At 54.8% G+C, this 19,881-nt stretch carries 17 protein-coding genes and 1 pseudogene; 10 read left to right on the top strand and 8 right to left on the bottom strand.

Going from position 1 to position 19,881, the window contains the following annotated elements:
* The first annotated feature begins 3 nt into the window (after positions 1-3).
* From coaBC to BQ7483_RS07005, 5 genes are all read left to right on the top strand, one after another.
* Positions 4-1,227, top strand: a complete 1,224-nt coding sequence (gene coaBC, locus BQ7483_RS07025) for a bifunctional phosphopantothenoylcysteine decarboxylase/phosphopantothenate--cysteine ligase CoaBC (RefSeq protein ID WP_022019951.1) — start codon at positions 4-6, stop codon at positions 1,225-1,227.
* 17 nt (positions 1,228-1,244) lie between these two features.
* The gene (gene recN / locus BQ7483_RS07020; protein WP_022019952.1) at positions 1,245-2,909 is read left to right on the top strand and encodes a DNA repair protein RecN; all 1,665 of its coding nucleotides are present in this window, start codon (positions 1,245-1,247) and stop codon (positions 2,907-2,909) included.
* A 17-nt stretch (positions 2,910-2,926) separates the two neighbouring features.
* Positions 2,927-3,679: a 23S rRNA (guanosine(2251)-2'-O)-methyltransferase RlmB gene (gene rlmB / locus BQ7483_RS07015; protein WP_072545344.1), complete on the top strand. Its 753-nt coding sequence runs from the start codon at positions 2,927-2,929 to the stop codon at positions 3,677-3,679.
* Positions 3,676-5,373: a trypsin-like peptidase domain-containing protein gene (locus BQ7483_RS07010; protein ID WP_072545343.1), complete on the top strand. Its 1,698-nt coding sequence runs from the start codon at positions 3,676-3,678 to the stop codon at positions 5,371-5,373. The genes rlmB and BQ7483_RS07010 overlap by 4 nt, the downstream gene beginning before the upstream one ends.
* Before the next feature lie 226 nt (positions 5,374-5,599).
* Positions 5,600-5,974: a RidA family protein gene (locus tag BQ7483_RS07005; RefSeq protein WP_022019955.1), complete on the top strand. Its 375-nt coding sequence runs from the start codon at positions 5,600-5,602 to the stop codon at positions 5,972-5,974.
* On the opposite strand, the gene BQ7483_RS07000 is transcribed toward BQ7483_RS07005, so the two are convergent.
* Positions 5,942-7,195, bottom strand: a complete 1,254-nt coding sequence (locus tag BQ7483_RS07000) for a bifunctional folylpolyglutamate synthase/dihydrofolate synthase (RefSeq protein ID WP_072545470.1) — start codon at positions 7,193-7,195, stop codon at positions 5,942-5,944. The genes BQ7483_RS07005 and BQ7483_RS07000 overlap by 33 nt on opposite strands.
* 131 nt (positions 7,196-7,326) lie before the next feature.
* Between BQ7483_RS07000 and BQ7483_RS06995 the strand changes: the two genes are divergently transcribed.
* A complete protein-coding gene (locus BQ7483_RS06995) occupies positions 7,327-8,652 on the top strand; it encodes a PhoH family protein (RefSeq protein WP_022019957.1) in 1,326 nt (441 codons plus the stop codon).
* Between the two features lie 451 nt (positions 8,653-9,103).
* Here the strand turns inward: BQ7483_RS06995 and BQ7483_RS06990 are convergent, their stop codons facing one another.
* The 3 genes and pseudogenes from BQ7483_RS06990 to BQ7483_RS06980 all read right to left on the bottom strand — a co-directional run bounded on the left by BQ7483_RS06990 (position 9,104) and on the right by BQ7483_RS06980 (position 11,272).
* Positions 9,104-10,084, bottom strand: a complete 981-nt coding sequence (locus BQ7483_RS06990) for a dihydroorotate dehydrogenase-like protein (RefSeq protein ID WP_022019958.1) — start codon at positions 10,082-10,084, stop codon at positions 9,104-9,106.
* A 20-nt stretch (positions 10,085-10,104) separates the two neighbouring features.
* Positions 10,105-10,779 (bottom strand): annotated as a pseudogene (locus BQ7483_RS06985) (YggS family pyridoxal phosphate-dependent enzyme); the annotation flags it as partial.
* A gap of 28 nt (positions 10,780-10,807) precedes the next feature.
* On the bottom strand, positions 10,808-11,272 hold the full coding sequence (locus tag BQ7483_RS06980) for a DUF4494 domain-containing protein (protein WP_022019960.1): 465 nt from the start codon (positions 11,270-11,272) through the stop codon (positions 10,808-10,810).
* 259 nt (positions 11,273-11,531) lie between these two features.
* Here BQ7483_RS06980 and tpx point away from each other — a divergent pair, with 259 nt between their 5' ends.
* Complete coding sequence (gene tpx / locus BQ7483_RS06975; RefSeq protein ID WP_022019961.1) at positions 11,532-12,032, top strand: thiol peroxidase; 501 nt, start codon at positions 11,532-11,534, stop codon at positions 12,030-12,032.
* A gap of 99 nt (positions 12,033-12,131) precedes the next feature.
* Here the strand turns inward: tpx and BQ7483_RS06970 are convergent, their stop codons facing one another.
* From BQ7483_RS06970 to BQ7483_RS06960, 3 genes are read right to left on the bottom strand one after another with little or no spacing between them, the layout of a single operon-like run.
* Positions 12,132-13,022 carry a DUF368 domain-containing protein gene (locus BQ7483_RS06970; RefSeq protein ID WP_022019962.1) on the bottom strand — a complete coding sequence of 297 codons (891 nt, stop codon included), beginning with the start codon at positions 13,020-13,022 and terminating at the stop codon, positions 12,132-12,134.
* Between the two features lie 18 nt (positions 13,023-13,040).
* Positions 13,041-14,480, bottom strand: a complete 1,440-nt coding sequence (locus tag BQ7483_RS06965; protein WP_072545342.1) for a tetratricopeptide repeat protein — start codon at positions 14,478-14,480, stop codon at positions 13,041-13,043.
* A 24-nt stretch (positions 14,481-14,504) separates the two neighbouring features.
* A complete protein-coding gene (locus BQ7483_RS06960) occupies positions 14,505-16,244 on the bottom strand; it encodes a glutamine--tRNA ligase/YqeY domain fusion protein (RefSeq protein WP_072545341.1) in 1,740 nt (579 codons plus the stop codon).
* A 295-nt stretch (positions 16,245-16,539) separates the two neighbouring features.
* Here BQ7483_RS06960 and BQ7483_RS06955 point away from each other — a divergent pair, with 295 nt between their 5' ends.
* Positions 16,540-16,797, top strand: a complete 258-nt coding sequence (locus BQ7483_RS06955) for a hypothetical protein (RefSeq protein WP_072545340.1) — start codon at positions 16,540-16,542, stop codon at positions 16,795-16,797.
* Here the strand turns inward: BQ7483_RS06955 and BQ7483_RS06950 are convergent.
* A complete protein-coding gene (locus BQ7483_RS06950; RefSeq protein WP_246593188.1) occupies positions 16,787-17,608 on the bottom strand; it encodes a PstS family phosphate ABC transporter substrate-binding protein in 822 nt (273 codons plus the stop codon). The two genes, BQ7483_RS06955 and BQ7483_RS06950, sit on opposite strands and share 11 nt — an antisense overlap.
* A 193-nt stretch (positions 17,609-17,801) precedes the next feature.
* Here BQ7483_RS06950 and pstC point away from each other — a divergent pair, with 193 nt between their 5' ends.
* Together pstC and pstA are read left to right on the top strand one after the other, a co-directional pair.
* Positions 17,802-18,983 (top strand): phosphate ABC transporter permease subunit PstC, encoded by a 1,182-nt coding sequence (gene pstC, locus BQ7483_RS06945; RefSeq protein ID WP_021846519.1) that lies wholly within the window; start codon positions 17,802-17,804, stop codon positions 18,981-18,983.
* A gap of 24 nt (positions 18,984-19,007) precedes the next feature.
* A complete protein-coding gene (pstA, locus tag BQ7483_RS06940) occupies positions 19,008-19,874 on the top strand; it encodes a phosphate ABC transporter permease PstA (protein ID WP_021846520.1) in 867 nt (288 codons plus the stop codon).
* Positions 19,875-19,881 lie beyond the last annotated feature (7 nt).

Genomic DNA, 19,881 nt, shown 5'->3' with positions numbered 1-19,881 from the left:
ATTATGACAAATGTATTGAAAGGCAAGAAGATTGTTCTGGGCATTACGGGTAGCATTGCTGCCTACAAGGCCTGCTACATCATCCGTGGCCTCATCAAGCGTGGGGCAGAGGTGCAGGTGGTCATCACGCCTGCGGGCAAGGAGTTTATCACGCCCATTACCCTGTCTGCCCTTACCAGCAAGCCTGTCATCAGCGAGTTCTTCGCCCAGCGCGACGGTACGTGGAACAGTCATGTGGACCTGGGCCTTTGGGCCGATGCCATGCTGATTGCTCCCGCTACGGCCTCCACCATCGGCAAGATGGCCAATGGCATTGCCGACAACATGCTCATCACAACGTATCTGTCGGCCAAGGCGCCCGTATTCATCGCACCGGCCATGGACCTCGACATGTTTGCCCATCCGTCCACCCAGCAGAATTTGGAGAAGCTCCGTTCCTATGGCAATCACATCATCGAGCCGGGTACGGGCGAGTTGGCCAGCCACCTCGTGGGCAAGGGACGTATGGAAGAACCTGAAAACATCATCCGCCACCTGGAGCGATACTTTGCAGCGCAGGAGGGTGACCTTAAGGGAAAGGCCATTCTGATAACGACAGGACCCACGTACGAAAAGATAGACCCTGTTCGCTTCATCGGAAATTATTCGTCGGGCAAGATGGGTTTTGCGCTTGCCGACGAATGTGCCAGCCGTGGCGCCCGTGTCCTGCTTGTGACGGGTCCCGTACAGCGTGACACCCGCTATCCGATGGCCGAAAGACGTGATGTGGAGTCGGCCGCGCAGATGTACGAAGCCGCCACGTCGCTCTTCCCGCAGGCCGATGCCGCCATCCTTTGTGCGGCCGTGGCCGACTATACGCCCGAACACGTGGCCGACGAGAAAATCAAGCGCGAGAAGACAGGCGACATGACCCTCGCCTTGAAGCCCACACAGGACATTGCCGCCGCTTTGGGACGGCTGAAGGCTGCTTCTCCCGAACGGAAAGTGTTGGTGGGTTTTGCGCTCGAAACCCACAACGAGCAGCAGAATGCCGAAGACAAACTGAAGCGGAAGAACCTGGATTTCATCGTCTTGAATTCGCTGAACGACAAGGGGGCAGGCTTCCGCTGCGACACCAACAAGGTAACCATTATCGATGCCGAGGGCCGTACGGAGTATCCGCTGAAAACCAAGGATGAAGTGGCCGCCGACATTGTTGCCCGGCTGGCCGAAGTGTTGAACCGATAGATACGGAGTAAGATATTATGTTGCGTTCACTCTACATACAGAATTATGCGTTGATAGAAAAGCTGGACATCCGCTTTGATAGTGGCTTTTCTGTCATAACGGGCGAGACTGGTGCCGGAAAGTCCATTATCTTGGGGGCTATCGGCCTGTTGCTGGGCCAGCGTGCCGACGTGAAGTCCATCCGCAAGGGGGCTACGAAGTGTGTCATCGAAGCTCATTTTGATGTTTCGGCCTATGGCATGAAGCCTTTCTTCGAAGCCAACGAACTGGAGTACGAAGACGAGTGCATCCTGCGTCGCGAGCTCTATGCTTCGGGCAAGAGCCGTGCTTTCATTAACGATACGCCCGCCTCGCTGGCGCAGATGAAGGAACTGGGCGAACTGCTCATCGACGTCCACTCGCAGCATCAGAACCTCTTGCTCAACAAGGAGGGCTTCCAGCTGAACGTGCTCGACCTGTTGGCGCACGATGAGGCCGAGCTGGCCGCCTATCAGAAGTTGTACAACGACTGGCGGCAGGCCCGTCAGGACCTGGAAGAGCTTGTGGCCCGTGCCGAACAGAGCCGTGCGGATGAAGACTACATCCGTTTCCAGCTGGAGCAGCTGGAGGAAGCCAATCTTACCGACGGCGAACAGGAAGAGCTGGAGCAGGAGGCGGAGATGCTGACCCATGCCGAAGACATCAAGGCCGGTCTCTATAGGGCCGGACAGGCACTGAATGCCGACGAAGGCAGCGTGCTCGAAGCCTTGAAGGATTGTCAGAATACGATGATGGGCCTGCGTTCGGTCTTTGCTCCTGCAGGCGAGCTGGCCGACCGCCTGGACAGCGTCTACATCGAGCTGAAAGACATTTCGCAGGAGGTGGCCGACAAGGAAGAAGAAGTTGAATTCAACCCCGCCCGCCTCGACGAAGTGAACGCCCGCCTCAATCTCATTTATTCCCTCCAGCAAAAGCATCGTGTTGATACGGTCAAAGCATTGCTTTCCTTGCAGGAAAACTATGCTTTGCAACTTTCGGCCATTACGTCGTCCGACGAAGACATCGCCCGCCTTGAAGCGCGTGTGAAGGAGCTCTTCACGCAGGTCACCGCCCAGGCGCAGGTCTTGACCGAAGCGCGTACCCGTGCCGCCCGCGAAGTGGAGCGGCAGATGTCCGCACGGCTGGTGCCGCTGGGCATGCCCAACGTACGCTTTCAGGTGGAAATCGGCACTCGCAAAGAGCCGGGCGTACATGGGGCCGATACGGTGAATTTCCTCTTCTCGGCCAACAAGAACGGTGTGTTGCAGAGCATTTCACAGGTGGCTTCGGGTGGTGAGATAGCGCGTGTTATGCTGTCCGTCAAGGCCATGATAGCCGGAGCCGTCAAGTTGCCCACCATCGTGTTCGACGAAATCGACACGGGCGTGTCGGGCGAGATTGCCGACCGCATGGCCGACATCATGCAGGAGATGGGCGACAACGACCGTCAGGTCATCAGCATCACCCACCTGCCGCAGATTGCCGCGCGTGGACGGGCCCACTATAAGGTCTATAAGGAAGACAACGAGGTAGAGACGAACAGCCACATCCGTCGCCTGACCGACGACGAACGGGTAGAGGAACTGGCCCACATGCTGAGTGGAGCCACCCTGACCGAGGCCGCGCTGAACAACGCCCGCGCCTTGTTGAAACTGGATAAATAAACTAATAAGATAAAGGAATGACAGACAAAAGCGAAATGATTTTCGGCGTCCGTGCCGTGATAGAAGCCATACAGGCCGGCAAGGACATCGACAAGATACTGGTGAAGAGAGACATACAGAGCGACCTGTCCAAGGAGCTGTTTGTCGCCCTCAAGGGGACGCTGATACCCGTCCAGCGGGTGCCGGTGGAGCGCATCAACAAGATTACGCGCAAGAACCACCAGGGCGTGGTGGCCTTTGTCTCGGCCGTCACTTACCAGAAGACGGAAGACCTCGTACCCTTCCTCTTCGAGCAGGGCAAGAACCCGCTCTTCGTGATGCTCGACGGTGTGACGGACGTGCGCAACTTCGGAGCTATTGCCCGTACGTGCGAGTGTGCGGCGGTCGATGCCGTCATCATCCCCGCCAAGAACAGCGTGACGGTGAATGCCGATGCCGTGAAGACGTCGGCCGGCGCTCTGCACACCTTGCCCGTATGCCGCGAGCAGAGCCTGAAGGACACCCTGCAATACCTCAAGAACAGCGGCTTCCACATTGTGGCCGCCACCGAGAAGGGCGACTACGACTACACGAAGGCCGATTATACCGGCCCGATGTGCATCATCATGGGCGCCGAGGACAAAGGCGTTTCCTACGACAACCTGGCCCTGTGCGACGAGTGGGTGAAGATACCGATGCTGGGTACCATCGAGTCGCTCAACGTATCCGTGGCGGCAGGTATCCTGATTTATGAAGCAGTCAAACAACGATTAACCGATATATCCCGATGAAGAAGATACTTTTGTTATTTGCCATCACGCTGATGGCCCAGTGTGCCTTCGCCCAGCCCAAATGGTTGGAAAAGGCCAAGCGTGCCGTGTTCTCAGTTGTCACTTACGACAAGGACGGTAAAATGTTGAATTCCGGCAACGGTTTTTTTGTGAGTGAAGACGGTGTAGCCCTGTCCGACTATTCCCTGTTCAAGGGTGCGCATCGTGCCGTGATTGTCAATTACGAGGGTAAGGAGATGACGGTCGAGTCCATCATGGGCGCCGACGACATGTACGATGTCCTGAAGTTCAAGGTAGCCATTACGGAGAAGAAGGTACCTGCACTGCCGCTGGCGGCCGTTGCTCCTGCGGTAGGTGCGGAGGTATATCTCTTGCCGTACTCCACGCAGAAGAGCCGCACCTTTACGGCCGGTAAGGTAAAGGCCGTCGACAAGGTGGCCGACAATTATTTGTACTACACCCTCGACATGCACCTGAAGGACAAGATGGTCAGCTGTCCGCTGGCTACGGCCGAAGGCGAAGTGTTCGGTCTTGCCCAGAAAGCTACGGGGCAGGACACGGCCAGCATCTGCTATGCCGTGGATGCCAACTATGTGATGGCGCAGAAAATTTCCGCCTTGTCCTACAGCGATATGGCCTTGAAGGACATCGGCATCAAGAAAGCCCTGCCTTCTACCGAGGAGGAGGCGCTGGTCTTCCTCTTCATGGCTTCCTCCCAGCTGTCGCCCGAGAAGTATATGGAAGTGCTTAACGATTTCATCAGCCAGTACCCCAACAACCCTGAGGGATACCTGCGCCGCGCCACCCAGCGGGAGCTGACGGCAACCGATGAGGCTGCCATGGACCTGGTGTACGACGACATGGACAAGGCTTTGGACGTAGCATCCAAGAAGGACGATGTACACTTCAGCCGCTCCAAGATGATATACAATTACGTGCTGACCCATGCCGACAAGCCGTATGGCGACTGGTCGCTCGACAAGGCGCTGGAGGAGGCTCGTGCAGCCGTCGACATCCAGCCGCTGCCCGTCTACGTGCAGCTTGAAGGCGACATCCTGTTTGCCAAGGGCGATTATCCTGCCGCGCTGGAAGCCTACAATACAGTCAACCAGTCTGACTTGCGTTCGGCTGCCACATTCTTTACGACCGCCAAGATTAAGGAGGCCATGAAGGAACCGGCTGAAGAAGTGCTGGCGTTGCTCGACAGCTGCATGGCCTGCTTCAACAAGCCCTATACGCAGGAGGCTGCTCCCTATCTGCTGGAGCGTGCACAGGCCCGGATGGTGGCCGACCAGGCCCGGAACGCGGTAGTCGACTATGATGCCTATTACGAGGCGGTGAATGGAAATGTGAACGACGTCTTCTACTATTACCGCGAGCAGGCCGCCTTGAAGTCGCGCCAGTATCAGCGGGCACTCGACGACCTGGCCAAGGCCATCGAACTCAATCCGAAGGAGTTGACCTATCGGGCCGAGCTGGCAGTGGTCAACATCCGTGTGGGACGCAACGAAGAAGCTGTGAAGATACTGAAGGAAGCATTGGCCATCGACGACAAGTATGCGGAAGCCTATCGCCTGATGGGCATTGCCCAGGTGCAGATGAAGCAGAAGGCTGCTGCCTGTGAAAGTTTCGCCAAGGCCAAGGAGCTGGGCGACCCCAATGTGGATGCTTTGATAGAAAAGAACTGCAAATGATGCGGTGACTTGAATAAAAGAAAGAGGATGTGCAGCAGGCACATCCTCTTCCGGGACTTTCCCCGATAGTTAAGTCTAGGTATGAAAAAAAGGTTATGAGTGAATATTGCTTGATGTATTCACTTCTATAAATGCAGGCAGGAAGAAAATACTGCACGGTTGGAGAAAAATTTTTTCCCAACTGGAGAAAAAGATAAAGATATACAGAACTAAAAATTGAATGAACATGAAGAAAGTAATTTGTAGTCAGAAGGCACCGGGTGCCATCGGACCTTACAGTCAGGCTATCGAAGCCAATGGTATGGTGTTTGTATCGGGTCAGCTGCCCATCGATGCGGCTACCGGCGTGATGCCCGAAGGGGCTGCCGCACAGGCCCGCCAGTCACTGGAGAACGTGAAGCACATCCTCGAAGAGGCAGGCCTGGGCATGGCCAATATCGTGAAGACCACAGTCTTCCTGGCCGACATGTCCCTCTTTGGCGACATGAACTCGGTATATGCCACTTATTTCGAGGGCGATTTCCCTGCCCGTTCGGCTGTAGCCGTAAAGGCGCTGCCCAAGGATGCCTTAGTGGAGATTGAGTGCATCGCGGTGCGTTAAGAGGTCGGCCACAATGAAACTGCTGCCTCCCACGAAGATGAAGTCTTCGGGGAGGCTTTTTTCTTGTGCGGCCCTGACGGCAGTGGGCACGTCGGGGTAGCAGTCTCCATGCAGGCCGGCAGCCTCGGCCAGCCTTTTCACCTCATCGGCCGGCAGGGCCCGCTTCACGCTGGCTTGGGTGAAGTAGTAGACGGCGTTGCGTGGCAGCAGGGCCAGTACGCCGCGGATGTCCTTGTCGTTCACCATGCCGATGACGATGTGCAGCTGGCGGCAGGATTGTTGCTTCAGCTGTTCGGCCACGTATTGGATGCCGCCCACGTTGTGCCCTGTGTCACAGACCAGGGTAGGGGCGTCCTGCAGCTTTTGCCAGCGTCCCATGAGTCCCGTCAGGCGGGTGACGTGGGCGAATCCGCTTCGCACGCTGGTGCCGTCGAGGCGGTAACCGATGTCCTTCAGCAGGGGCAGGGCCGTGAGTATCGTCTGTTTGTTCTTCTTCTGGTACAGTCCTTTCAGTTCGAATTCGATGCCCGGATAGTCTTCGCGGTCGTAATCTTCGGCGAAGTAGATGGGGGCATGCATCTCTGCGACCTTGGCCAGGAAGACAGGCTTCGTTTCGGGGGTGGTTTCGCCGACGACTACGGGCGTGCCCTCCTTGATGATGCCTGCCTTCTCGCCCGCTATCTGTGCCAGCGTGTGGCCCAGGAACTGCATGTGGTCGAAGCTGATGTTGGTGATGATGCACAGGTCGGGCCGGATGATGTTGGTGCAGTCCAGCCGTCCGCCCAAGCCCACTTCGATGACAGCCACGTCCACCTGCTCGTCGGCAAAGTAGCGGAAGGCCATGGCGGTGGTCAGCTCGAAGAACGACGGGTGGAGTGGTTCGAAGAAGGAGCGCTCTTGCTTCACAAAGTCGATGACGTATTGTTCGGAGATGGGTTGTCCGTTCACACGGATGCGTTCGCGGAAGTCCACCAGGTGGGGCGAGGTGTAGAGGCCTACGCGATAGCCGCTCTCCTGCAGGATGGCAGCCAGGGTGTGCGAGCAGGAGCCTTTGCCGTTTGTACCGGCCACGTGGATGGTGTGGAAGCGGCGGTGTGGGTGTCCGAAGTGTTCGTCCAGGGCGAGGGTGTTCTCCAGTCCCTCCTTGTAGGCGGCGCTGCCCACCTGCTGGAACAAGGGGGCGCTGTTGTATAAGTATGTTAATGTGCTCTGATAGTCCATCATTTGAAATATTTAACGGGAAACCAATCCTTTCTATCAGTTAATTTGTTATCTTTATAGGCAACAAAGATGGCGGTCCACCCTGCTGTCTTCGTCGGACAAAGATATTAACTATTTAAATCTTATGCGTTATGGGAGCCAAGAAAAATTTTGTAATTGACACCAATGTCATCCTGCACGATTACAAGTGTCTGAAAAATTTCCAGGAGAATGATATTTATCTTCCCATTGTAGTACTCGAAGAACTGGACAAATTCAAGAAGGGCAACGAGCAGATCAACTACAACGCCCGCGAGTTTGTCCGCGAACTGGACGACATCACCGACGACAACCTCTTCACCAAGGGTGCTTCTTTGGGTGAAGGGATGGGGAAATTGTTCGTAGTGACCGGCAATGTGGAGTCCAAGCGGGTGTATGATTCCTTCCCCGAGCGCAAGCCCGACCATCAGATTCTCGCCGTGGCCGACTGGCTGACCCAGAAGTATCCCAAGATGAAGTCCATCCTGGTGACGAAGGACGTCAACCTGCGGATGAAGGCCCGCTCCATCGGCATCTTGTGCGAAGACTACATTACCGACAAGGTGGTGAATGTCGACATCTTTGAAAAGTCGAACGAAGTGTTCGACGGCACCGACCCTGCCCTGATAGACCGCATCTACTCCTCGAAGGAGGGAATCGACATCGGCGAGTTCCCCTTCAAGGACATCATCCATCCCAACGAATGCTTCATTCTGAAGAGCGACCGCAACAGTGTGCTGGCTCGCTACAACCCCTTCAGCCACACAGTGTGCCGTGTCAACAAGTCGAAGAACTACGGCATCGAGCCGCGCAACGCCGAGCAGAGCTTTGCCTTCGAGGTGCTGAACGATCCCAATATCAAGCTGGTGGGACTGACGGGCAAAGCCGGTACGGGAAAGACCCTTCTGGCCCTGGCTGCCGCTCTGCATCAGATGAACGAATACAAGCAGATTCTGTTGGCCCGCCCCATTGTGGCCCTGTCCAACAAGGACATCGGCTTCCTGCCCGGAGATGCCAACGAGAAGGTGGCGCCTTACATGCAACCTCTGTTCGACAACCTGAACGTCATCAAGCATCAGTTTGCCGCCAGCTCCAGCGAAGTGAAACGGCTGGAGGATATGCAGAAGAGCGACCAGCTCGTCATCGAGGCCCTGGCCTTCATCCGCGGGCGAAGCCTGAGCGAGACCTACTGCATCATCGACGAAGCGCAGAACCTGACGCCCCACGAGATAAAGACCATCATCACCCGTGCGGGAGAAGGGACGAAGATGGTGTTTACGGGTGACATCCAGCAGATTGACCAGCCCTATCTGGACAGCCAGTCCAACGGCCTTGTGTATATGATCGACCGCATGCGCGACCAGAACCTCTTCGCCCACATCAACCTCGTGAAGGGCGAGCGCAGCGAGTTGAGCGAACTGGCCAGCAACCTGATGTAAACCTCTGGCGGTGCCTGGCTGACAGGCATCCCCGCCTTATTCATAAAGCAATGTTTTCCCTCGTGGAAAGCATTGCTTTTTTGTGGCAGAACATTGCTTCTTCTCAGGCAAAACATTGCTTCTTTTGCGGGGGAACATTGCTGCCTTTTGCCGATAGCAATAGCTCTTTCTTCAGCAAGAAAGATTCCTCCAGCCGAGGTCGGTCGTTGAAGCTGGGAAAAGCATCCGTTTGTCCAGCTTAAACGATTTGTTTGTCCAGCCTAAACAATCTGTTTGCCCAGCGTAAACGTTCTGTTTGCCCAGTGTAAACGTCCTGTCCGTTCAATGTGTACGTTCTGTCCGGGTTGGAGGATGGAAGGATGAAGTGTGGATACTGAAAACAGAACAGGCTGAATCCTGCTTCACGGAAGCGGAATCCAGCCTGATTTTTCCTGTTTGGACCGGAAAGATTTTATTCGTGCGAAGAGAAATACTTCAGGAACTGTGTACGTTCGAAGGTATTGACGCCCTTCACGTCGCCCACGTTCAGCTTGCCCTTGAACTGTGCGATGCTTTCCATGCCCTTCTTGGCCATCCAGTCGGCCACGAACTTGTTGTATTCATTGATGACGGCAGACGACTCCTGGTAGAGCACGCTGCAGATCTCTACGGCTGAGGCACCGGCCAGGATAGCCTTCACCACGCCTTCGGCCGAGTGGATGCCGCCCGAGATGGCATAGTCTATCTTGCTGACGGCGGCCGAAGCGATGCCCGTCCAGCGGAGAGCCTTGGCCAGGTCGGCCTCGTTGCTGAATACGTTGCCTGCCACCTGCGTCATCTTCTCGATGTTGATGTCCGGCTGGTAGAAGCGGTTGAACAGTACGACGGCAGCGGCTCCGTTGGCATAGAGCTGGTCGATGAGGGCCACGGGGTTGGTCAGGTTGTCACCCAGCTTCATGATAACGGGAATCTTGATGGTCTTCTTGATGTGGCGCAGGATGTCGATGTGACGCTGCTCGAAGCTGCCGTAAGTATAGTGTACGTCGGTCTGCAGAGCCAGGATATTGACTTCGAGCGCATCGGCTCCGGCCTCTTCAATCTGCTGGGCGAAGTCAATCCAGTCGGCATCCTGGTAGCAGTTGATGCTGGCTATCACGGGGACGTCGCACACTTTCTTGCTTTCTTTGATGAGGGTGAGGTACTCGCCCAACTTGTGCTGGCGGATGTAGCCTACGAGGTAGTCGCTTCCTTCGGGGTACATGTTGGGGTCGCCATGCCAGTCGGCTTCCATCATGATCTGCTCTTCGAAGAGCGATTTCAGTACGATGGCTCCCGCTCCGGCTTCGCAGAGCTTCTGGTTCTTGGCGGCGCTGTCGGTGAGGCCCGAACTGCTGACGATGATGGGGTTTCTCAGGGAAAGCCCGGCGAATGTGGTTTGTAAAGTTGTTGCCATGATGATGATTATTTTTAAGATTAATAAATGCGTTCTCCAAAGATTTTGCTTCCTACGCGCACCAGGGTACTGCCGGCGGCGATGGCTTCGTGGTAGTCGTGCGACATGCCCATCGAGAGTTCGCGGAAGGCGTCGTCATCGGCAAACCAGGTGGCCTTCACTTCGCGGAAGAACTGGCTCAGGGACTCGAATTCCTCCTTGATTTGCGTGGTGTTGTCGGTATTGGTCGCCATGCCCATCAGGCCGCACAGGCGGACGTGCTGCAACTGGCGCCACTGGCCTTCGGCCAGCATCTGGCGGCATTCGTCGAAGCTGAAGCCGAACTTCGTCTCTTCGCGGGCGATGTGCAGCTGGAGCAGGCAGTCTACCCTGCGGCCCACCTTGGCCGCCTGCTTGTCCACTTCGGCCAGGAGCTTGAAGGAGTCAATGCCATGAATCAGCGCGACGTAGGGCACGATGTATTTCACCTTGTTGGTCTGCAGATGACCGATGAAGTGCCATTCGATGTCTTGCGGCAGGCTGTCGTGCTTGGCTGTCATCTCCTGCACCTTGCTTTCGCCGAAGATGCGCTGCCCTGCCCGGTAGGCCTCTTCGATGGCCTCGTTCGGGTGGAACTTTGATACGGCCACCAGCCGTACGCCTGCGGGCAGTTCGCTTCGAATTTGTCTGATACTTTCTGCTATCATTTTCTTTTGCTCCTTTCGGTTGTATCGTTTTTGGGGGTTATACTTCCGGCTTGTCGTCGGGCTCGGCGCTGTAGGGGTAGACGTCCATGATGGCTGTCTCGGCCACGGAGGCTATCAGATAGTCGGCCATGGTGCCCTTCATGCCTTCGTCCAGTTTCTTCACGGCGTCACGCAGGTCGGCGGCCTGTACCAGCACTTGGGTGGAAGTCTTCTTCTCGGCGCCGCTCTTTTCGTCCAGCGTGATGAAGACGAGCTTGCACTTGAACCAGCGGTCGGCGGCCTCTTCGTCGCAGGGGAAGAGCTCGCTGTAGTTGGCGCGTTTGATGTCGGCCACGGTGAACTCGCCGCTGATGAACGGGGTGATCTCCTCGATGATGCGCGCCTCGGCTTCGGTGAAGCTCAGCGCATCGACCAGATAGGGTTCGGTCACCTTCTTGTTCATCCCGTTTTCCATTGTCTTTTCGTATCGAATTTTGCATTCGAACCACGTATGCATTGCCATAATATTCAGTCTTTTAGTTTTCTATTTTATATAAACAACTCTGTTAAATCCCTACAAAGATAAAACTTTTAGTACGAAGTATGCAAGATAAGGTGGAAGAATTGCGGCGGATGTTCCATTTTGGAGGTATTTTCCTGTCGGCTTGTGAAAAGGGGTGGGGCGGATGAAATGTTTTTTTAATACGGTTGCAATCATTGTGTACAAACTTTTTGCTACTTTCGCTTGTTATCTGAAAGAAACATCATTAAAAAAGAAGATTATGGCAACAACAAACTTTAAGGGACAGCCGGTGAGACTCATCGGCGAGTTTATACAGACGGGCACGGTAGCCCCTGATTTCGAATTGGTAAAAACAGACTTGTCGGCGCTCTCGCTGAAGGATTTGGGCGGAAAGAATGTGGTTTTGAATATTTTCCCGAGCCTCGATACGGCTGTGTGCGCGACTTCGGTCCGCAAGTTCAACCAGCTGGCGGCTTCCATGCCCGATACGGTTGTGCTGGCCATCTCGAAGGACCTGCCTTTCGCGCATGCCCGTTTCTGCACGACGGAGGGCATCGACCGTGTCATCCCCTTGTCGGACTTCCGCATTTCCGATTTTGACGAGAACTATGGCGTCTGCATGGCCGACGGCCCCTTGGCCGGATTGCTGGCCCGTGCGGTGGTCATCGTAGGCAAAGACGGACGGGTGACCTATACGGAACTGGTACCCGAAATCACTCAGGAACCTGACTATGACAAGGCGTTGGCTGCTTTGAAGTAAGCTGGGCCGTTGCCGAAAGAAAAAGGGTGTATTCCCATCAAGAAACCAATGTTTTCTTGCAGGGAACGCACCCTTTTCCTATATAATAAGGTATTTGCCTTAACGGGCCGTCTTGGCCGACAGCTTCTCCAGGAAATAGACCAGCAGGAAGCCTACCAGCATCAAGACCACCGCTTCGCCGATGTAGGCGTTGGGCAGAATGTTGGCTTCGATGGGCATGCCGTGCGTGTTGTCCACGATTTCCTTCCACGGCCATACCTTGTTGAGGGAACCCAGCATGAAGCCCGTCAGTACGGCCAGCGTGATGTTGCGGAAATGCTTCAAGGCAAACGAGAGCAGGCGGGAGAAGGTCGTGATGCCCAGGAAGGCACCGACGCCGAAGATGACCAGCGTCTTGATGTCCAGTGTCTTCACCGCCTCCATGATGTAGAAGTATTTGCCCAGCAGCACCAGGATGAAGCTGCCCGAAATGCCCGGCAGAATCATGGCGCAGATGGCGATGGCACCGCACAGGAAGATGAACAGCGGATGGGTGGAAGTTTCGGCCGGCGTGGCAACGGTGATGTAGTAGGCCACAATCGCTCCGACGATGAAGCCGGTGACGGTCTTCCAGTTCCAGCCCTTGATGTCCTTGCCCACGAACCACGTCGAGGCCAGTACCAGGCCGAAGAAGAACGACCACACCAGGATGGGATGGTTGAGGAGCAGCCAGGTGATGACCTTGGCCAGCGAGAATACGCTGATGCCGATGCCCAGCAGGAGCGAGAACAGGAAGTTTCCGTTGATTTTCTCCCAGAAACGCGCCCAATGGCCGGTGAAGAAGAGGCGGATGCTTTCGGCGTTGATGCTCTTGATGGTTTCTATCAGTTCGTCGTAGATGCCTACGATGAAGGCGATGGTTCCGCCCGAAACGCCCGGCACCACGTCGGCCGCACCCATGCCCATGCCTTTCAGGGCGATGAATGCGTAGTCTTTCAGTTTTCTTTCCATATATGCTTTCTTGCTTGTTTATTGATCCTTTTGCGAGTCTGTATTCTTCAGATAGTCGTTCAGCATCGCGTTGAGTTTGTCTTTTTGGGTGCGAGCCACCAGTTGGTTGATGTCCTCCAGGTCTCTCTGGTCGATGGGCGAGGGGTCCTTACGGTTGTATCGGTAACCTTCTTCGGGCTTTCCGGCCAGGATGCATGTGATGGCGAGCCGTTTGTACAGGTTGGGATAGTCGGGTTCCAAGGCTTCCACCTTCTTCAACGCCTCGATGGCTTGGTCGAAGAGGGACGCCTCGAGGCTGTAGCTCGATAGTTCCCACCAGGTGCTGGCTTCAGGTACCAGTTCGGATATTTCTTTCCACATGCTCAGCCCTGTCTGCATTTCGCCTTCTTCAATGAATATCAGTCCCGCTAACAGCTGGGCGGTCACGTTGTAGTAGTCGAGGTCGATGGCCTTGAGGCAATACTTCATGATGAGCTGCTTGTTTCCCTCCTTGTCGGCATGCTTCAGGCAGAGGGCCAGGGCAGAATAGAGGGTGGAGCGCGAGATGGGTTCCTTGAGCTCTTTCTCTTCCCGCTTGGCCTGTTGGAGCAGCTTGAAGGCTTCCGGCCACTTCTTCGTGTCGACGTAGAGCTGTCCCATCAGCAAGTGGACGTAGGCTTGGGTGATGACGTGGCAGCGGATGGCTCCTTCGTAGGCTTCGAGGGCCTTTTCGCCGTTTCGCAACTCGATGAAGGAGTAGCCCTTGATGAGGTAGGCGTCTCCCAGGTCTTCGTCGGCCAGCAGGGCATAGTCGCAGGCATCGATGGCCTTTGCGTATTCGCCCAGGCCCAGATGGCAACGGGCCACGCCGATCCAATAGGGCGGATGGTAGGGGTTCTGGTCAACCAGCTTGTTGTAGTAGGTCAGAGCCTCCCGATACTCCTGCTGGTCCAGCAGGTTGTCGGCCATGATGGCGCAATATTCCTGGTTGTCCGTATCCCACCGCCAATGTTTCAGCCAGTCGAGGGCACGTTGGCGTTGCCCCGTTTCGAGGTACATGTAGGCTACGTCGATGATGTTTTCCTTGCAGTATTTGTCTTCCAGCGTGTCCAGCATCAGTTCGGCTTCGTCCAGACGGCCGTCCTCAGCCAGCAGCCTGGCCCGCAGGATGGTGACGTCGGGCCGCTCCTCGGTAATCAGCCGGGCGGTCTTCTTGGCTTCGGCCAGCTTGAACTGGTCCAAGTAGAGGTATACTTTCTCGACCAGCAGCGACGTATTGTCGGGGTGCAGCTTCAGTCCGCACTCGATGACGTCTGCGGCATGCTTGAAACGGTTCCGGCGGTTGTACCATTCGGCCAGGTCGGCCAGGTCTTCGGAATCCATGTAGATGGATCTCTGCTCGGACCGGGCCGCCTCGAAGCGCTTGGCCAGTTCTATCAGTTCGCGGTCCTTCTCCGGCAGCAGGTTCTTGTTTATCATTGTTTGAGTTCCCTTGTTATAAATTTATTTGTTTATCTTGCCCCAAGTGTCCTTCAGGCCGACTGTGCGGTTGAAGACCATCTTCTCGGCTGTCGAGTCGGGGTCTACGTTGAAGTAGCCGATGCGCTGGAACTGCAGGTAGGTGAGCGGCTTCATGCCGGCGGCAAACTTCTCGATGTAGCAGCAGGGCAATACCTTCAGCGAGTCGGGGTTGATGATTTCCTTCATGGCCGTCAGGGCGTCGCAATTCTTGGCTTCGCGGATGGCGGCCATCTCGTCGCGCGGATTCTCCACCTTCCACAGGCGGTCGTACAGGCGTACTTCGGCCTCGAGGCAGTGGGCGCAGCTCACCCAGTGGAGGGTTCCCTTCACCTTGCGGTTGGCGCCGGGCATTCCGCTCTTCGATTCGGGGTCGTATTCGCAGTACACCTCCACCACTTCGCCGGCTTCGTTCTTCTTGCAGCCCGTGCACTTCACGATGTAGGCGTTCTTCAGGCGTACCTCCTGTCCGGGGGTCATGCGGAAATATTTCTTCGGCGCGTCTTCCATGAAGTCTTCGCGTTCCATCCACAGCTCGCGGCTGAATTCGATGGTGTGGCTGCCTTCTTCGGGGCGTTCGGGGTTGTTGACGGCTTCCAGCTCTTCCACCTGTCCTTCGGGATAGTTGGTGATGACCAGCTTCACGGGGTTCAGCACGGCCGAGATGCGGGTGGCACGTTCGTTCAGGTCTTCACGGACGGCGCTTTCCAGCAGGGCAAACTCGTTGAGGGCGTCGTAGGTGGTGTAGCCTATCTTGTCGATGAACTTGTGGATGGACTCGGGCGAATAGCCGCGGCGGCGGAAGCCGCAGAGGGTCGGCATGCGGGGATCGTCCCATCCGTTCACCAGCTTCTCCTTGACCAGGATGAGCAGGTTGCGCTTGCTCATCAGGGTGTAGCTCAGGTTCAGCTTGTTGAATTCGTACTGGCGCGGGCGGTTGTCGTCCAGGTCCTTGCCTTCCTTCAGCCAGTCGACGAAGAGGTCGTAGAGCGGGCGGTGTACCACGAACTCCAGCGTGCAGAGCGAGTGTGTGACGCCTTCGAAGAAGTCGCTCTGGCCGTGGGCGAAGTCATACATGGGGTAGGCTTTCCACTTCGTGCCCGTGCGGTGGTGCGGATGCTTCACCACGCGGTAGATGATGGGGTCGCGGAAGTGCATGTTGGGGTTGGCCATGTCTATCTTGGCACGGAGCACCATGGCTCCTTCCTCTATTTCGCCGTTGTTCATCTTCTGGAACAGCTCCAGGTTTTCTTCGATGGGGCGGTTGCGGTAGGGGCTCTCCACACCCGGCTGGGTGGGGGTACCTTTCTGTTCGGCTATCTGTTCGGAAGTCTGTTCGTCGATGTAGGCCTTGCCTTCCTTGATGAGGCGGATGGCGAAGTCCCACAGCTGCTGGAAGTAGTCCGAAGCATAGTATTCGTGTCCCCACTGGTAGCCCAGCCACTGGATGTCCTCCTTGATGGCTTCTACATATTCCACGTCTTCTTTGGTGGGGTTAGTATCGTCGAAACGCAGGTTGCAGACGCCTCCGTGGGCGGCAGCGATGCCGAAGTCAAGGCAGATGGCCTTGGCATGTCCGATGTGCAGGTATCCATTAGGCTCCGGCGGAAAGCGTGTTTGCACTTTGCCTCCATTCTTACCGTTGCTCAAGTCATTTTCTACTATTTGTTCAATGAAGTTCAGGCTTTTCTTTTCGCCTGTTTCTTCGTTTTTCAGTTCTGCCATAGTGTTATAATATATAATATGGTGTAATTTCCCGTAGGGATATGATAAAACATGTGGCAAAAGTACGACTTTTACATGACGTGGGGAAACATATTCTTTTATTTTTTAGGAGAAGTCCGTCCGCACGTTTGTCTTGCTAAAATAGCCGGAACATTGAAGCTCTTATGTTTGAAGTATTCGGGTCTTATAGACGTTGTCTGAGCCTCTTTCCGGTGGCCCGGAAACCTACTCATCTACTTAAATGCCTGATAATGGCCCATGAAGGTAGATGTGTGACAAGCGTTTGGTAAACATTATGCGTGAAAAAATAAATAAATGCCCTGCCTTAAAGGTTGCCTATCTTAGAATGTTTATACAGCCTCTTGCTGCATTTACCCAATTTATTGAAAATGTACTGTTTACTCCTGCAAGTTTCAAAATGCTCTTTATGTTCATGTATCATTTTAACCGTCATCCCGGCCTTGAGCCGGGATCCAGGAACACACAGGCGATGATGATATGGATCCCGCATCGAGTGCGGGATGACAGAAACCGGATAGCGTTTATGGCTTGACGGGAATATATTCGCCGCCTTTGATGATGGCCTGCCCGTTGGACGAAAGAATATAATCCAGTAGCGGGGCAACGCGGTCGGCATTCTTCTGTTCGTAATAGTAGTAGAGTGGGCGGACGATGGGGTAAGTGCCGTTGGTGGCGTTTTGCGGGGTGGGTTGTGCATACTCGCCTCCTTCGTAGGCCACGGCAAGCGGCTTCACTCGGTGGGAGACGTAGGCCAGTCCCACGTAGCCGATGGCACCACGGGTCTGGCTGACCGACTGGATGACGGCGCCCGTGGCGGGCATGGAAAGGCTGCCAGCCATGTAGTTCTTATTTTTCAGCACGCTCTCTTTGAAGAATTCATACGTGCCGGAGGACGTCTCGCGCGAATAAACGACAATCTTGCGGTCTTCTCCTCCCACTTCTTTCCAGTTGGTAATCTTTCCGCGGAAAATATCTTCCAGTTGCTGGCGGGTCAGCCGGTCGACCGGATTGTCAGGATGGACCACCACGGCAAGGGCGTCTCCAGCGATGATGGTTTCGCGGATGTCTTTGCCTGCCGCCTTAGCTCTCATCTTTTCGCTGAACTTGATGGAGCGCGAAGCCATGGCCAAATCGGCCGTGCCGTCCAGCAATGCGGAAATTCCTACGCCGCTACCTCCGCCGGTGACGGTGACGCGGGCTTCGGGGTGGATTTTCATGAATTCTTCGGCTGTCTGTTGGGCGATGGGCAATACTGTGTCGCTGCCCTTGATGCGTTGGGCGTAGAGGTTGCCGAAGGAAAGAAACCATGCGGCCAGAACAAGAAAAATCTGTATAGTCTTCATTTTAATTATTGTTTTTATGGGCACAAATAACGGAAACAGATGTTTCATGGACGTTACAAAACGGGTGTCCTCGGGATTTGTAACGAAAATGTAATACATATGAAACAGTTTTTTCAAGAGAAAGACACGTTTTCTTAGCATTTCCGCTGTTTCTTTGCGGCGGAAAATTATAGGTACAGAAATTTATTATGCAATGAAGCGGATATTTGAAAAAATTGTAGAAGGACTGCTGGCCTGTAGCGGTTTTGTGACAAGCATCACAATTGTTTTGATTGTGCTCTTCCTCTTTTCGGAAGCGGCGGGGCTGTTTGGTGACAAGGTCATAGAAGAAGGTTACGTGCTGGCGGTTCATCAAGGTACCGGAGTGGACGAGCTGACTCCCGAGGAGATTAAGGATGTGTTTGACGGCGAGATTACCAATTGGAAGGATGTAGGGGGAGAGGATGTCCCCATCCGCCTGTTTCGTCTGGAGGACGCTGAGCGGTATTTCACGGAAGAGCAGTTGGGAGCGTCTTACGAGAATGCGGGCGCATGTATCACAGGGTTGGTAGCCCGTACGCCTGGTATGGTGGCTTTTGTTCCCGAACAGTTTGTGGAGCACAATGACTCAGTGTATTTGATGAAAGATAACACCATCTCGGCGAAGGACGTGTTTGCCGGTGCGGAATGGTTTCCGACTGCTACGCCCGCACCCTTGTTCGGTTTCTTGCCCTTGATAACGGGTACGCTTTGGGTCAGCCTATTTGCCATTCTGATAGCTTTACCCTTCGGACTGTCCGTGGCCATCTATATGTCTGAAGTGGCCCATCCTAAAATCCGTAACGTCTTGAAGCCGGTCATCGAGCTGTTGAGCGGTATTCCATCTGTAGTTTATGGCTTCTTCGGCCTGATAGTCATCGTGCCTTTGCTTCAACAAGTGTTCAACCTACCTGTGGGTGAAAGTGGCTTGGCGGGAAGTATCGTGCTGGCCATCATGGCCTTGCCTACGATAATCACCGTGACGGAAGATGCCATGCGTAACTGTCCCCGGGCTATGCGCGAGGCCAGTCTGGCGCTGGGCGCATCGCAATGGCAGACTATTTATAGAGTGGTGATACCTTACTCCATATCGGGTATTACGTCGGGTGTCGTGTTGGGCATCGGACGCGCTGTGGGCGAGACGATGGCCGTGTTGATGGTGACAGGCAATGCGGCCGTGATACCGTCTTCCATCCTTGAACCGCTTCGCACCATTCCCGCTACGATTGCTGCCGAACTGGGTGAGGCTCCCGCGGGGGGGGCACATTACGCGTCGTTGTTCCTCTTGGGCGTGGTGCTGTTTTTCATTAGTCTGCTGATTAACTTTACGGTGGAGGCGGTGTCGAAGAGAAAGTAAGGATTTAAATATAGAAATAAGATTATGTCAGTCAATCGAAAACGTGTTTCGCAAGGTATAGCTTTCGGTTTGTTCCGTTTGCTGAGTCTGAGTGTCGTGTTGGTGCTCTTTGCTATTCTGTTCTTTATTATATATAAAGGTATAGGGGTCATTAGTTGGGACTTCTTGACGACGGCTCCGGCCGACGGTATGACGGCAGGCGGTATCTGGCCGGCCATTGTAGGTACGTTTTATCTCATGGTGGGTAGTGCGCTGTTCGCTTTCCCTGTAGGAGTGATGAGCGGCATTTATATGAATGAGTATGCTCCCAAACGGGGGTGGGTGGTTCGCTTCATCCGGATGATGACCAATAACCTGAGCGGCATCCCGTCCATTGTGTTTGGCTTGTTCGGTATGGCCTTGTTTGTCAACTGGCTCGATTTTGGTGACAGCATCCTGGCCGGTTCGCTCACGTTGGGCCTGCTCAGCTTACCGTTGGTTATCCGTACTACTGAGGAAGCTTTGAAGGCGATACCCGACAGCATGCGTGAGGGAAGCCGGGCCTTGGGCGCCACGAAGTTGCAGACCATCTGGCATGTCATCTTGCCGATGGGTATGCCTAACATCATTACCGGCCTTATTCTGGCTTTGGGGCGTGTGTCGGGCGAGACGGCGCCTATTCTGTTTACTTGTGCCGCTTACTTCCTGCCTCGGTTGCCACAAAGCATTTTTGACCAGTGTATGGCATTGCCCTATCACCTGTATGTGATTTCGACCAGTGGTACGGACATCGATGCCCAGCTGCCCATTGCCTATGGCACGGCCTTGGTGCTCATTGTCATCATCTTGTTTGTCAACCTGTTGGCCAATGCTCTGCGCAAGTATTTTGAGAAGAAAGTAAAATCAAATTAGAAAATGG

Origin of the sequence: Mediterranea massiliensis (genome assembly GCF_900128475.1) — a bacterium.
GTDB classification, from domain to species: Bacteria; Bacteroidota; Bacteroidia; order Bacteroidales; family Bacteroidaceae; genus Bacteroides; species Bacteroides massiliensis_E.
Note: the sequence above shows the minus strand (reverse complement) of the source record. Positions and strands in the feature narration are given on the sequence as shown.

Excerpts from the sequence above, each read along its gene's own strand:
- BQ7483_RS07000 (WP_072545470.1), bottom strand. The coding sequence starts at position 7,195 with ATGGACTATCAGAGCACATTAACATACTTATACAACAGCGCCCCCTTG.
- coaBC (WP_022019951.1), top strand. The coding sequence starts at position 4 with ATGACAAATGTATTGAAAGGCAAGAAGATTGTTCTGGGCATTACGGGT.
- BQ7483_RS06995 (WP_022019957.1), top strand. The coding sequence starts at position 7,327 with ATGGGAGCCAAGAAAAATTTTGTAATTGACACCAATGTCATCCTGCAC.
- BQ7483_RS06965 (WP_072545342.1), bottom strand. The coding sequence starts at position 14,480 with ATGATAAACAAGAACCTGCTGCCGGAGAAGGACCGCGAACTGATAGAA.
- BQ7483_RS06990 (WP_022019958.1), bottom strand. The coding sequence starts at position 10,084 with ATGGCAACAACTTTACAAACCACATTCGCCGGGCTTTCCCTGAGAAAC.
- BQ7483_RS06980 (WP_022019960.1), bottom strand. The coding sequence starts at position 11,272 with ATGGCAATGCATACGTGGTTCGAATGCAAAATTCGATACGAAAAGACA.
- tpx (WP_022019961.1), top strand. The coding sequence starts at position 11,532 with ATGGCAACAACAAACTTTAAGGGACAGCCGGTGAGACTCATCGGCGAG.
- recN (WP_022019952.1), top strand. The coding sequence starts at position 1,245 with ATGTTGCGTTCACTCTACATACAGAATTATGCGTTGATAGAAAAGCTG.
- BQ7483_RS06970 (WP_022019962.1), bottom strand. The coding sequence starts at position 13,022 with ATGGAAAGAAAACTGAAAGACTACGCATTCATCGCCCTGAAAGGCATG.
- BQ7483_RS06955 (WP_072545340.1), top strand. The coding sequence starts at position 16,540 with ATGCGTGAAAAAATAAATAAATGCCCTGCCTTAAAGGTTGCCTATCTT.
- pstC (WP_021846519.1), top strand. The coding sequence starts at position 17,802 with ATGAAGCGGATATTTGAAAAAATTGTAGAAGGACTGCTGGCCTGTAGC.
- rlmB (WP_072545344.1), top strand. The coding sequence starts at position 2,927 with ATGACAGACAAAAGCGAAATGATTTTCGGCGTCCGTGCCGTGATAGAA.
- BQ7483_RS06950 (WP_246593188.1), bottom strand. The coding sequence starts at position 17,608 with ATGAAGACTATACAGATTTTTCTTGTTCTGGCCGCATGGTTTCTTTCC.
- BQ7483_RS07005 (WP_022019955.1), top strand. The coding sequence starts at position 5,600 with ATGAAGAAAGTAATTTGTAGTCAGAAGGCACCGGGTGCCATCGGACCT.
- BQ7483_RS07010 (WP_072545343.1), top strand. The coding sequence starts at position 3,676 with ATGAAGAAGATACTTTTGTTATTTGCCATCACGCTGATGGCCCAGTGT.
- pstA (WP_021846520.1), top strand. The coding sequence starts at position 19,008 with ATGTCAGTCAATCGAAAACGTGTTTCGCAAGGTATAGCTTTCGGTTTG.
- BQ7483_RS06960 (WP_072545341.1), bottom strand. The coding sequence starts at position 16,244 with ATGGCAGAACTGAAAAACGAAGAAACAGGCGAAAAGAAAAGCCTGAAC.